At 72.0% G+C, this 13,094-nt stretch carries 8 protein-coding genes; 3 read left to right on the top strand and 5 right to left on the bottom strand.

Translation table 11 applies throughout. The features are described 5' to 3' along the window. Positions 1–54: 54 nt before the first annotated feature. The 5 genes from RM812_RS00345 to RM812_RS00325 all read right to left on the bottom strand — a co-directional run bounded on the left by RM812_RS00345 (position 55) and on the right by RM812_RS00325 (position 6,254). The gene (locus tag RM812_RS00345; RefSeq protein ID WP_311570294.1) at positions 55–2,157 is read right to left on the bottom strand and encodes an Hsp70 family protein; all 2,103 of its coding nucleotides are present in this window, start codon (positions 2,155–2,157) and stop codon (positions 55–57) included. Beyond that, on the bottom strand, positions 2,154–2,819 hold the full coding sequence (locus RM812_RS00340) for a hypothetical protein (RefSeq protein ID WP_311570293.1): 666 nt from the start codon (positions 2,817–2,819) through the stop codon (positions 2,154–2,156). The genes RM812_RS00345 and RM812_RS00340 overlap by 4 nt, the downstream gene beginning before the upstream one ends. A 49-nt stretch (positions 2,820–2,868) precedes the next feature. Further along, the gene (locus RM812_RS00335; protein ID WP_311570613.1) at positions 2,869–4,569 is read right to left on the bottom strand and encodes a hypothetical protein; all 1,701 of its coding nucleotides are present in this window, start codon (positions 4,567–4,569) and stop codon (positions 2,869–2,871) included. 122 nt (positions 4,570–4,691) lie between these two features. After that, positions 4,692–4,820, bottom strand: coding sequence for a hypothetical protein (locus RM812_RS00330; RefSeq protein ID WP_311570292.1), 129 nt, complete (start codon positions 4,818–4,820; stop codon positions 4,692–4,694). Between the two features lie 207 nt (positions 4,821–5,027). Next, positions 5,028–6,254, bottom strand: coding sequence for a DNA sulfur modification protein DndB (locus RM812_RS00325; protein WP_311570291.1), 1,227 nt, complete (start codon positions 6,252–6,254; stop codon positions 5,028–5,030). 150 nt (positions 6,255–6,404) lie between these two features. Here RM812_RS00325 and RM812_RS00320 point away from each other — a divergent pair, with 150 nt between their 5' ends. From RM812_RS00320 to RM812_RS00310, 3 genes are all read left to right on the top strand, one after another. Next, positions 6,405–8,582: an N-6 DNA methylase gene (locus RM812_RS00320; protein WP_311570290.1), complete on the top strand. Its 2,178-nt coding sequence runs from the start codon at positions 6,405–6,407 to the stop codon at positions 8,580–8,582. Positions 8,583–8,784: 202 nt separating this feature from the next. After that, entirely contained in the window at positions 8,785–10,029 is a 1,245-nt protein-coding gene (locus RM812_RS00315) for a protein kinase domain-containing protein (protein WP_311570289.1), read from the top strand. A 174-nt stretch (positions 10,030–10,203) separates the two neighbouring features. Beyond that, the gene (locus RM812_RS00310) at positions 10,204–13,083 is read left to right on the top strand and encodes a DEAD/DEAH box helicase (RefSeq protein ID WP_311570288.1); all 2,880 of its coding nucleotides are present in this window, start codon (positions 10,204–10,206) and stop codon (positions 13,081–13,083) included. The last annotated feature ends 11 nt before the right edge of the window (positions 13,084–13,094 follow it).

Genomic DNA, 13,094 nt, shown 5'->3' with positions numbered 1-13,094 from the left:
CCCTGCGTGGCGCGGAACACGGTCCCCGCGCGCAGCACACCCGCACGACGGATGTCAACGGCGGCGTCCTGTCGGTACGGCGGCGTTGGGTACGCGCGGGTTGAAGAACCAGAGCCCCTGGGAATGCGTGGCACCCAGAACCCGGCCGGATTCCAGGAGCCAGGGGTTCGCCTTCTGGAAGGGTGCGAAGTTGTCGTTGGAGACGATGACGCCGCCGATCTCGGCCGCGATGCTGATGACCAGGGCGTCTCCGCGGCCCTCGGTGCCCGCTGGGGGCTGCACCACGGTGCCGGCGGCGATCGCTTCCTCGACCAGAGGGCGCTCCTCCGCGGTGACATCGTGCCGGAGCGTGGCGTCGACGACGACGTGTATGTCCAGAGCGGGATTCTTCAACCGCAGCGCCTTGATGGCGGTCTGGAGTGCCTGGAAGCTCGGACGCCCTCCTGCGGAGCGGGGCGGACGACCGTTCCACGCGAGGTTCGAACCATCCACCACCAGGGCCCTGGCCGGCTGTTTGCCGGCCGTGACGGACTTGGCCAGGGATGCAGGCGTCGGCCGGACCGCCGTTCCCCTCGCCGCCCCGGCGTCGGCCCGACGCTGGTCCGGGGGTGCCGCGACGGGATGGGGATGTGTCGGCCGCGGCGCCTCCCGGCCGGTCGTGCGCAACGAGAAGAGTTCCTTCAGCTCGTTCTCGATCTCCGGGGGGACGGTGCTGTCGCCGAAGACCCTGACCTCGCCGTCGAGGACGGGATGCCCCGTCTTCTGCAGCATGGCCTTCACCGTCAGCAGGCCTTCCTTGCTGTAGGTGTACTCCAGGTCGAACACGCCGTCCTCGGCCACCCGGGAGTGGTGCGGCGGGTAGGTGAAGACGAGTTCGGTGAGTTTGACATTGTCGGGGTGGTCGACGGGCCGGTCCGGGTCGCCTTCCCACACCTCGACGGTCAGTTTGGTCACGCCGTCCCTGGACGGCTGGTAGGACTTCTTCCGCTGCTGCGGAAGGCGCTGGTTGCGGTCGATCAGCGCACTGAACTCACGCTTGCCGTACTGGTCCTTGGTGATCGTGCCCAGCGCGTGCGTGTTGACGACGCGGATGATGCTCTTCACTTCTCCGTCCATGGCGGCCGCGCAGATCGCGGCGCCCTCGGCGACCGCGGTCATCGGGTGGCAGAGATCCGCCCCGACGAGTTCGCAGTCCAGCGCCTCGGCCACGGCGTCGCGCACGGCGGGGATCTGGCTGCTGCCGCCGATCATCAGCACGGCCTTGAGCTCGCTCGGATCGATACGTGCCTGGTCGAGGCACTCCTCGACCGGATCCAGTGCCCGGCTGATGAGGTCCTGGATCGCGGCGGAGAACTCGTCCTGGCTGATCTCCACGACGATGCCGTCCGGCGTCGTGACGCGCACGGACTCCTGGGTCGACAGGAGGATCTTGTTGCGCTCGATGTCGAGGGCGAACTGCCGCTGTTCGGACTCGGACCACGTCCTGCGCGCGGGCGCCCGGTCGAGCACCATGCGACGCAGTCGCGCGTCGATCTCCAGACCGCCGAGCTTGTTGACCCCACGGCTGGCCTTCTCGTCGAAGAATCCGTCGTCGTGCAGCAGCAGGGTGGCGTCCATGGTTCCGCCACCCCAGTCGAAGACGAGGAACTCCCCGTCCTCCTCCATGGTGTGCGCGTAGGCGATGGCAGCGGCTGTGGGCTCGTTGAGCAGCGTCTTGACTGCGATGCCCGCCGCACGCGCCGCTTCCCGGGTACGGAAACGAGCCGCTCCGGTGGCGTTCGCCGGCACGGTGATCACGGCCTCACCGATCTCGGTCGCGGCTTCCTCCTCGGCGGCGATGGCCATCGAGCGGAATACGCCGGCGGCCGCGGTGGTGGCAGCGAACCGCCGACCGCCGACCGTCACGAGCGGCTCTTCGCGCAGCAGCCGCTTGCACGCCTCGACGGCCTTCTCGGACCGCAGTTTGGCTTCCCAGCCGAACAGGGCACCCGTGCGGAGGGAACTGGTGCCCACCACCGACGGGTACAGCTTCTCGAAGCCGGGCCGCTCCCAGTCCGCGTCAAGTCCCTGGCCCCCGAGCTCCAGGATCTCGACGTACTCGCCGTTCCACTGGGCGGCCACCGAGTTGGTGGTGCCGAAGTCGATGCCCGTTGTCACTCTTCTCCCCCCACAGCACCGTCACGCGCGCCCACCCTCCGCAGGTGCCCGGACAGAAGGACCTTGCCGGTCAGTTCGTCCACGTACGCCGGACGCAGGACCTCGAAGCCGTCTCCTTCGCCCTCGGTGACGAGGAACTGGCCCTCCTCCTCCGGCTCGGTCACCCTGCGAAGACGCAACTGCCGCAGATGGTCCTCCAGGGTGCCGCTGACGAGCTCGCCGCCGTGGCCCGGCTGGGCCCACAGCAGCGCGTCGATCTCCGCGAGGCGCCCCGCGAACTGGGTCCGCGTCCGGAACTCGTCCAGGACCGCTTTCCGCACGGCGACGTTGACGCCGGTGGCCGGGGCGGCGACGTCACCGGCGGCCGTGGCCTCCAGAGCGGCAGGAATCCGTTCGACCACGCCCTGGATGATGGTCTTGGCGTCGATGGGCTCCGGCGCTCGGGGCGCGGCCTGCTGTTTCGCAGCGGCGGCCTGGTCGGCCGACTGTCGCTGCTTCGCCTTGCGGTGCTTCAGCCCGCCGGGCTTGTGCGGCGCGTCCGCGCGGTTCCTGCCCGGCTGTATCTGCCCGCAGTGCGGGCAGGGACGATGTGCACGCTCGTTCTTGGAAGGTTTGACTCTCTTCTCACCACGGCCTGCCGTGGTCTTCCTGTTTCGGGCCATGGGCTGGTTGCGCCTCGCTCACCGTCGTGCGTTCTGTCGGAATGGGCCGTCAGCGGGTGGGACCGTGACGGTCGAGATGGGGTGCGGTGCTGCGGAAGTCGTCGAGCAGTTCGACGGCCGCGAGCGCTCGGATGGATTCGAGGTCCGTGCCGCTGGTGAGGGCGGTACGGCGGACCATCGGCTCCAGCGGCGGCACCAGTCGTCTGGGCACCGCGTCGGGCCACTCATAGCGGGAGCGGTCGAGAGGCACCTGGAAGAAGACGTCGTATCCGGCCTCGTGCCGCGCGGCCTCCTCGATGCGGCCCTCCGCCCGGTTGAGCCGGGCCTGGGCCGTCTGGTCCCCCTCCTGCGCGTAGCTGCGGAAGAGGTCCCGGCAGTGTCGTTCCCAGCCGTCCGCCCCATGGTCGAGACCGATTTCGAGGAACGGGTTCGTCATCTCGCCCCGCTTGTTCTTGGGCGTGACCCTCCAGGTGCGCACCTGTACGAGATTGCGTTCCGCGACGGGATCACCGTTCGCCGCCGCCTTCTGCGCGTACGTCTCCGCGAGGGCCAGCTGTTCCCTCGCGGCCCGGTCGTTCTCGACCTCGGGCGAGGTGACGGCGGCGATGTACGCGGCGAGGGTGTACGCCTCCTCCATGAGGCCGGGGGCCAGGGACGGACCATGCGCCCGCTCCCGCACGAAGGACTCGGCCTGGCGACGGGCCCCCTCCAGATCGCCGGACCTCAGCAGGTCGTAGGCCCGGTTGAGCGCGAACAGAGCGTAGAAGTCGCTGCGTCGCGGGTCCACGGGCGCGGTCGGCCGCCACAGTGCGGCCATCAGCTTCCACAGTCCTTCGTCGCGGACGGTGTCGCCGTCCCACTGGCCGAGGAGCGCACCGGACCTGAGGTCGCGCAACTGGATCTGCTGGGCGCGCGGCAACGCGGCGTCGAGCGCGTCCAGGGACGGGAGCTGAAGGTCCCTGACCACGTCGTACAGCAGGTCCCAGACGTCCTCGGGCTCCTGCCGCATGATCGTCTCGTCGGCCAGGAATGCCCGCCGCCGCAGCATGCCGTGCCATCCGAGCCGTTCGGCCTCTTCGGGACCGACCGACTTCGGGACCAGGCGTGCGCGCAGGTAGAGCGCTTCGTCCTCGTCACGCGCCTGCCAGGGCTCGTCCTCGGCCATCAGGCCGCCGTGGTCCACGAGATCGTCGAGGACCGACAGGGGCGCCCAGGGAAGGACTTGGGCCAGGACCGCGTTCGGCACGGGAATCGCGCCTCGGGTGGCGGCGGTGGCGAACAGGGAGAACGCGGGCCCGCCCGAGACCGCGCGGGACCTGACGCCGACCAGTTCCAGGCCGGGGGCGGTCGAGCACAGGATCCGGCACCGCTCCGATCCGGGCGCGTTGAGCCAGCGCACCTCGGCGGCCCACAGAGTCCGCAGGTGCCCGAGGACGCCTTCCGGCTTCAGCCCCGCGAGGCCCGCGCGGACCGCGGGGAGCAGCGTCTCGCGGTCGGGCACTCCGGCGACGGCCCGGGTCAGTGTGTCGCGCTGATCGCCCGTCAGCGCGGGCACCTCGACGATGTCACGCAGCATCGCCAGCACGGCCTCGACGGCCTCACCGCCGTTGACGCCGAGCCAACGCCACTTCCGCTGGGCGAAGCCGTTCGCTCCGGCGGGCCCACGGCCCGGCCGACGCTCCCGTGCTCGCGCCAGGCGCTCCTTCTCGGCGGCTATCGCCGCTCGGCGGGCGGCAACCGGGTCGGTCATGTCGTACACGCCGACAGAGTAACCGCGCACAGAAACTTCACCTAGCCCTCCCCCCGGCCCCATATCCGCAGGTGACCTGCCCGCCGGGGCCGTGTGGCATCCGGGACGGGCCGCTGCCCGTCTCAGCCGACCCTCTTCCACTCCTGACACCGGTTGGTCTTGAAGTACTCGAAGACGAGGGCGGCGGCGCCGTACTTCCACCATGCTCTGCGTGGCGGGCCGGGTTTCCCGACCGGGCTGTTCGTTGGCATCGGCGGGAACGGGACCTGGCCGCCGCCGTGCGGTCCGAAAGCCGGCTGGGTGGCGTGGCCGCCTGCGGAACCTGGTTCCGGAACGGGCTGCCGGTCGGTCATGAGGTACTCCGTTCCGTACGCGTCAGGGTCGGGCCTTACGGTCCGACGCTCCGCGCGCCTCGTGGTGGGGAAGGTTCTTCCTGCCGGCGGGGGGCCGGGCGCTGCCTACAGGCCGCGAATCCTGCGGCCCGTCTCGGTCGCCGGGTAGAGGATCGCGTCGGCGACGCGACCGCCGGAGTCCTTGACCCCGCCGCTGAAGTTGAGGCGGCCGGACGCCCCGGTCTTGGCGGCGACCCCGTCCCAGTACTTCGCCTCCCGCTCCCAGCGGATCCCGTCGAGGAGGCGGAGCAGGTCGTCCATGCGGAACACGGGCCCCGAGTCGCTCCACGGCATGGTGGGGTGGACGGCGATGCCGAGCCCGGCGAGAACGGCGGGCGCGGTGATGGCGCCGCGCTCCGCGAAGTCGCGGGCGTGGCGGACGATCAGCTCGCCGAGGACGGGGACGACGGCGGCTTCCGCCTGCTCGGGCCTGACGCCCGCCGGCAGCTCGTCCTCGTGCACGGACTCGGCGGAACGCGCGAGCCCGCCCCGCCCGTAGAGGGTGGTGACGACGAGGGCGCGCAGCGCGGAGAGGGTGACGACCTCGCGGTCCCCGGCCGACAGCTGTCGCTTGCTGACGTTGACGAGCCGGGCGAACGGCACCCGCTGCCCGTCGACGTCGATCCGCACCGAGTCGGCGACCAGGTGCGCGAGGCGGGTGCCGAAGTCCCGCTGGTCCATGGACATGGCGAGGTTCTTCGCCACGGCGACGCCCTGGACGTTGCGGTCGTAGAAGATCTGCCGCGCGTCCGCCGGGGCCAGGTCGACGTACAGCTCGAAGGGGATGCGCACCTGGGAGAGCTGCGGGTACGTCAGCCCGTACGCCTCGGGGTCGTCGTAGAGGTCGTGCCAGGCGGTGGTCTGGGTCTCGCCGTCGATGGCGACGACCATCGTGCCGGGCGCGACGGTGAGGGTGCGCAGGCCGGTGCCGGGGACGAGTTCGTCGCTGAGCGCGGCGAGGGGTCCGGCATGCCACAGGGTGATGGGCGGCGTGGACCAGGCGGCGCCGAGTTCCCCCTTGAGGCCGGCGGCGATGTACTCGGAGTAGGGGCCGACGTTCTTGCCCTTCTGCGAGGACTTCAGCGTGCGCTGCACGGTGGCCCGCAGTTCGGCGTGTCGGCGCACCAGACCCGAGGCGGCCTTGAGCTTGCGCGGGTCCTCCTCGGCGCGGGGCGACGGCACCAGCTGGACGAGCGCGGGCACCGCCATCGTCCCGACGACCGCGTCGTCGCGGAACGGGATGACGGTGAGCTGGGTGCCTTCGACGACGGCGGTCGGCATGGTCAGGCGCATGGGACTCCCCCGGAGTTCTGGTGAGCGGCTTCCATTCGTGAGCAGACACAGAGAAGCATGACATCGAAAGCGTCGTCAAACGGGTTGACAGATTTGACGAGTGCTGTAGCTTGTTGACCGTTCGCTACTGAGAGGCCCAGGACTCCCGCCATGCCCCAGTCATCAGCCCAGGTGACCGCCGCCGAGATCTCCCGCATCGCGGGGGTCACGCGCGCCACGGTCAGCAACTGGCGCCGTCGGCACGAGGACTTCCCCGCACCCTCGGGCGGCACGGAGAGCAGTCCGCTGTACGACCTGGAGTCCGTGCGCGCCTGGCTCGCCTCGCGCGGCCACGCCTCGGCGGCCAGCCCCTCGGAGGAGCTCCGCACCGTCCTGCGCCTGCATGCGCAGAGCGGCGGCGGCACGTCGGACCTGCTGCTCCTCGTCCTCGCGGCGGCGGGCCGCTCACCGGAGGAGCTGACGGCCGCCATCCGGCTGCCGGACGCGGACCTCGCCGCCCGCGCGCAGGACGACGCGGCGTCGGTGGCCGGGGCCGTGCCGGGCGCGGACCCCGTGCGTTTCGAGGCGGACGACACGGCGGTGCTGCGCGCGCTGTACGCGTGTGTACGCGACGAGGGCGGCCAGGCCGCGCTGGGCGTACTGGCGGAGCGGGAACTGGAGGACAGCGCCGCGTCGGGCGCGTACCGGACCCCCGCGCCCCTCGCCGACCTGCTCGCCCGCCTGATCCCCGGCACCCCGGACCGCGTCCTCGACCCGGCCTGCGGCAGCGGCACCCTGCTGGCGGCCGCCGCCCGCCGGGGCGCCCGCGAGCTGTACGGCCAGGACACGCTCCCCGTGCAGGCCCGGCGCAGCGCCGTGAGCCTGACACTGACCGCCCCGGAGGCCACGGTCGCCGCGCGCGCCGGCGACAGCTTGCGCGCGGACGCCTTCCCCGACCTGGTCGCCGACGCGGTGCTGTGCAACCCGCCGTACGGCGTCCGCGACTGGGGCCACGACGAGCTGGCGTACGACCCGCGCTGGGCGTACGGCGTACCGGCCCGCGCCGAGTCGGAGCTGGCGTGGGTGCAGCACGCGCTCGCCCACCTGACGCCCGGCGGCCACGCGGCCCTGCTCCTGCCGCCCGCCACGGCCGGCCGCGCGTCGGGCCGTCGCGTGCGGGCGGAGCTGGTACGCAGCGGGGCCCTGCGCGCGGTCATCGCGCTGCCGGTCGGCGCGTCGGTCCCGCTGCACATCGGGCTTCAGGTGTGGGTGTTGCAGCGGCCCGAGCCGGGCGGCCCGGAGCGCAAGTCCGTGCTGTTCGTGGACACGGCGGCGGAAACACCAACGGTGACGGCGACCGGGCGAGGTGGGACGGCGGTGGCCGCGCGGACGCGGGGCGCGAGCCGGTCCGCCTCCGTGGGCTGGGCCGGGGTCACGGCCCGGGCGCTGGAGGCGTGGGAGACATTCACGGCGGACCCGGAGGCTTTCGAGGGCGAGCCGGGCGTCGCGCACGCGGTCGGGGTGGTGGACCTGCTGGACGACGTGGTGGACCTGACCCCGGCGCGGCTCGTACGGGCGTCACGGTCGGAGGTCGACCCGGCGAAGCTGTCGGCCGAGGTCGGCGCCACGCGCCAGAACCTGGTGAAGGCCGCGAAGTCCCTCGCACGGACGGCCGGACGCGAGGGCTGGAGCGCCTCGGACGTCGGTGTGCGCGAGTGGCGGACGGCGACGGCTTCCGACCTCGCGCGCGGCGGGGCGCTCACCTTGCTGCGCACGCTGCCGGAGAACGCGCGGGGCCGGGAGGACGGCGAGAGCCGCGAGGCCGGGGCCCGTGCGGTGCTCACCGGCTCGGACATCGCGCGCGGGTCGGGTCCCACCGGCGACCCCGCGGAGCTGCGCAGCGGCACGGCGCCCGTGATCGCCGCCGGGGACGTCCTCGTGCGGGCGGTCGCGAGCACGGACGGCCCGATGGCCCGGGTCGCGGGCGAGGAGGACGCCGGCGCGCTGCTCGGCCACCAGGTCCACCTCTTCCGCCCCGACCCGGCACGCCTGGACGCCTGGTTCCTCGCCGGGTTCCTGGGCACGGAGGAGAACATCGCGGGTGCGTCGACGGGCAGCACGGTCCTGACGGTCGCTCCGGGCCGGCTGCGCGTGCCGCTGCTGCCGCTGGAGGAGCAGCGGCGGTACGGGGAGGCGTTCCGGCACGTGCACGAACTCCGGGCGGAGGCGCAGCGGGCGACGCGGCTGGCGGAGGAGACGGCGCGGCTGCTGGCGGGCGGGTTGACCGGTGGACAACTACTTCCGTCTCCGGACGCGGCGCCACAGGCGAATGACAATTACGCCCGTTAGGCGGCAAACCATGACATCGCCCTGCCGGCACGCATGCAGTCGCCCCCACCTGTCCCGACTCTCCACAGCTTCTTCACCCAGAGGGGTTGCCATCTCCATCCCGTCATACGCGTCCCACATGCCCACCACGTCCACTACCGTGTCTCCAGGCGCGCATCGCGGCTGATCAGACGCTCGCCATGACCGAATTTCGAGGACACACGTGCAGATCACGCCCCTGAACCCCGAGGACCCGCCCGCGCTGGGCGACTTCGAACTCCTCGGCCGGATCGGCCAGGGAGGCATGGGTCAGGTCTTCCTGGGAGAGTCGCTCGGCGGTGAGCCCGCGGCGGTGAAGGTGATCAAGCCGTCGGTCGTGGACTACGAGTCCCGTCAGCGGTTCGCGCAGGAGATCGAGGTGCTCAAGACCATCTGGGGTCCGCGCATCGCGGCGTTCCTGGGAGCCGACGCGGAGGCGGAGCAGCCGTGGCTGGCCACCGAGTACGTGGACGGCCCGGACCTCGCCCGGCACGTCAAGACGCACGGACCGCTCCCGTCCGTCCTCACCGCGGCGCTCGGTGCGGTCCTCGCCGAGGCACTGTCGGCCGTGCACACGCAGGGCCTCCTCCACCGGGACCTGAAGCCGGCCAACGTCCTGCTCGGGCCCAACGGCCCGAAGATCATCGACTTCGGCCTGGCCGCCTTCACCGAGTCGAACGTCTCCCTCACCGCCCCCCACCAGGTCGTCGGCACCCCGATCTGCATGGCTCCCGAGCAGGCCGCCGGTGTGAAGCCGCTGACGGCGGCCGTGGACGTGTACGCGCTGGGCGCGCTGCTGCTGTTCGCCGCCACGGGTCACTATCCGCACGAAGCGGCGACCCCGTACATGGTGTTCCACCTGGTCACCGACCCCGGTACGGCGCCGGACCTGTCCGGTCTGCCCGGCGAACTGGTGCCGCTACTGACCGCCATGCTCGCCCACGACGCCGGGACCCGGCCCTCGCTGACCGATGTGGTGCAGCAGTGCCGTGCGCTGATCGAGGCGCAGGGCATGAAGATCGCCCAGGCGCGCCGCAAGCTCACCGCGCACACGGCGGAGCAACGGCACAGGCCGGCGTCCGCCGACGTCTCCCCCACCGTCCCCTGGCCCGCCCCCGCGAGTGACACCCCCGCCACGGAGATCACTCCGGCCGACCTGGACACCCCGATGCCGGCCGATGTCCCGGCTCCCTCCCTCACCCTGGTCGCCCCCGGCCCAGTGGCTCCGACCCCCCAGGACCCGTCCGCCGGCTCTCCGCATGAACCGCCGACAGTTGAACAGCCGACGACCGAACAGCCGGCGCCGGACCGCCCGCCCACGGCATCCAGACGGCCCAGGACGGCGACGCACACCCTGCGCCACTCCGTACAGGCCCGCAGGACGGCGGAGCGTCTCCGTGCCACGTATGCGGCGAAGGCCGCCTTCTGATCCCCGTCCCGGCCTGCCGCACCCCGTCGCACACCTTCTCCCCCGACCACACGTCCCATCGGTCACCGGTCACCGGTCACCGGTCCGGCCGTACGCTCACCGGCCATACGCTCACCGACCGTACGCCAGGGGACGCAGCCACCCCATCGACACGAACGCCCAGGAGGCACCCGCGTGACCGCCGACTTGAGCACCACTCCCACGGTGAGTGGTGGGGACGCCCAGTTCCCGCCGGGCGCCCAGGTCCTCGTACGGGACGAGGTGTGGCTGGTCCGCAACACGACGCGGACCGAGCACGACGGCGCCCGGATCGAGGCGGTGGGCGCGTCGGACTTCGTGCGCGACCAGGAGGCGGTGTTCTTCACCGGCCTGGACCAGGTCGAGCTGCTCGACCCGAGGCGGACCCGCCTGGTGCCGGACGACTCGCCGAACTTCCGCCGCTCGCGCCTGTTCCTGGAAGCGGTCCTGCGCAAGACGCCGCTGCCGCAGGCCGAGCGGGGCCTGGCACTCGCGGACTCCTTCCTCCTGGACTCCCTCCCCTACCAGCAGCGTCCCGCCCAACTCGCCCTCTCGGGCCGCAATCTGCGCCCCCGCCTGCTCATCGCGGACGTCGTCGGCCTCGGCAAGACCCTGGAGATCGGCCTCACCCTCGCCGAGCTGATCCGCCGCGGCCGTGGCGAGCGGATCCTCGTCGTCACCCCGCAGCACGTCCTGGAGCAGTTCCAGCACGAGCTGTGGACGCGGTTCGCGATCCCGCTGGTGCGCCTGGACTCGGTGGGCATCGAGCGGATCCAGCGGGAGATCCCCGCCGGCCGCAACCCGTTCACGTACTTCAAGCGCGTCATCGTCTCCATCGACACCCTGAAGAACACCGACCAGTACAAGCACCACCTGGAGCGGATCACCTGGGACGCGGTCGTCATCGACGAGTCGCACAACCTCATCAACAAGGGCTCCCTGCGCAACCAGCTGGCCCGCACGCTGGCCCCGCACACGGACGCCCTGCTGCTGGCCTCCGCGACCCCGCACAACGGTGACGCCCGCTCCTTCGCCGAGCTGATCTCCCTGCTCGACCCGGCCGCGATCCGCGACCCGGAGCACTACCGCGCCGAGGACATCAAGCACCTGTTCATCCGCCGCACCAAGGTCAGCCCCGAGGTGCGGGAGCAGATGAAGGGCCAGTGGGCGGACCGCGGCCCCTCCCGTTCGATCCGGGTGACGGCCACCCCCGCCGAGGAGAAGGTCTTCGAGGAACTGGCCGCGGTCTGGCTGCCGTCCGACGGCGCGAAGTCGGTCAGCGACGTCCCCCTGTTCCCGTACACGCTGCTGAAGTCGTTCCTCTCCTCCCACGCGGCGCTGAAGGCCACGGTCACCACGCGCATCAAGACGCTGGAGAAGAAGGACGACCCGGAGGCGACGGCCGCCGAGCGCGCGGCCCTGCACCGGCTGCTGGAGCTGGCGTCGGGCATGTCGGAGGAGGACTCGGGCAAGTTCGGGGCCCTGGTGGAGCAGCTGCGGGAGATCGGGGTCGGCCCGAAGTCCGACACCCGGGTCGTGGTCTTCTCCGAGCGCGTGCAGACCCTGGAGTGGCTGGCGCGGACCGTGCCGGGGGCCCTCGGCTTCAAGGGCAAGGCCGCCGAGCAGGCGGCGCGGGTCATGCACGGCGGCCTGTCGGACGAGCAGCAGATGCAGTGCGTGGAGGATTTCGGCCTCGCGGACACGCCCGTGCGGATCCTGTTCACCGGCGACGTCGCCTCCGAGGGCGTCAACCTGCACCGCCAGTGCCACCAGCTCGTCCACTACGACGTGCCCTGGTCGCTGATCCGCATCGAGCAGCGCAACGGCCGCATCGACCGCTACGGGCAGCCGCACCAGCCGCAGTTCCGGGCGCTGATCCTCACCAGCTCCGTCGACGGCGCCAAGGACGACACCCTCGTCGCGGAACGCCTGCTGGAGCGCGAGGCCGAGGCCCACCGGTCGCTGGGCACGGCGGAGGCGGTGTCCGGCCTGTACCGGGCGGAGGCCGAGGAGAAGTCCCTCATCCAGGACCTGCTGCGGGGCCGCGACGTGGACGAGTCCCTGGACTCCCGCGGCGCCTCCGACGCCGACGGCGACGTGGACGACTTCCTCGCCGACTTCTTCGGCGCCGTGGGCGACGAACCGGAGGAGGACGCCGGCGCCTCCGACGCGGGCGACGGCACCGGGACGGTCCCCCGGGCGCACGTGCCCCGGCTGTTCGCCTCCGCCCGCGACTTCCTCGACGAGGCGCTGCGCGAGGTATACCCCGACGCCCACGACCGGCTGGACCTGTCCACCGACCCCGAGACCGGGCTGCTCTCCTTCGTCCCGCCCTCCGACCTGGTCCACCGCCTCAAGGCGCTGCCCCTGGACTACGTCCGCGAGCAGGGCCTGCGCGACCGCCTGAAGGTCACCTTCAACCGGCGGCTCGCCGACCACAGCCTGACGCGCGCCCGCGCCTCGGCGACGTCGAGCTGGCCCGACATCTCCCTGCTGACCGACCTGCACCCGGTCATGGAGTGGCTCACGGACAAGGTCCTGGTCCGCCTGGACCGCCAGGAGGCCCCGGTGCTGACCGCCGACGTGCCGCAGCCCACGTACCTGGTGCAGGGCATCTACTCCAACGCGCTCGGCCGCCCGACCGTCGTCAAGTGGATGGCGGTCACCACGGACGGCGAGGTCGACGACGACATGGTGGCGGTCCTGCACCGCGCGAAGGTCGGTCCGACGATGGCGAACCCGGGCCTCGCCCACGACACGTCCCGCCTCGCCGAGGCGATCCCCGGCGTCCTGGACACCGCGGAGGTGTTCCTGGAGCGGCACCGCGAGGCGTGGGACGAACCGCTGCGCGCCCCCATCGAGGAGTACAAGGCCCGCCTGGGCTCGTGGGAGCAGCCGACGCTGGCGAACGGCAACGGCGCCGCACCCACCGGCACCCGCGAACGCCTCGCCTCCCTCGCGGACTCCCTCCTCACCACCGGCCGCCCGATGCTCCGCGTCCTCGCCGTCCTCGCCCCGGCCCACGCCGCCGCCTGACCCATCACCCA

Origin of the sequence: Streptomyces lancefieldiae (assembly GCF_031845825.1) — a bacterium.
Lineage (GTDB): Bacteria > Actinomycetota > Actinomycetes > Streptomycetales > Streptomycetaceae > Streptomyces > Streptomyces lancefieldiae.
The sequence above is the reverse complement of the archived record's forward strand: the minus strand, read 5'-3'. Positions and strand labels throughout refer to the sequence as shown.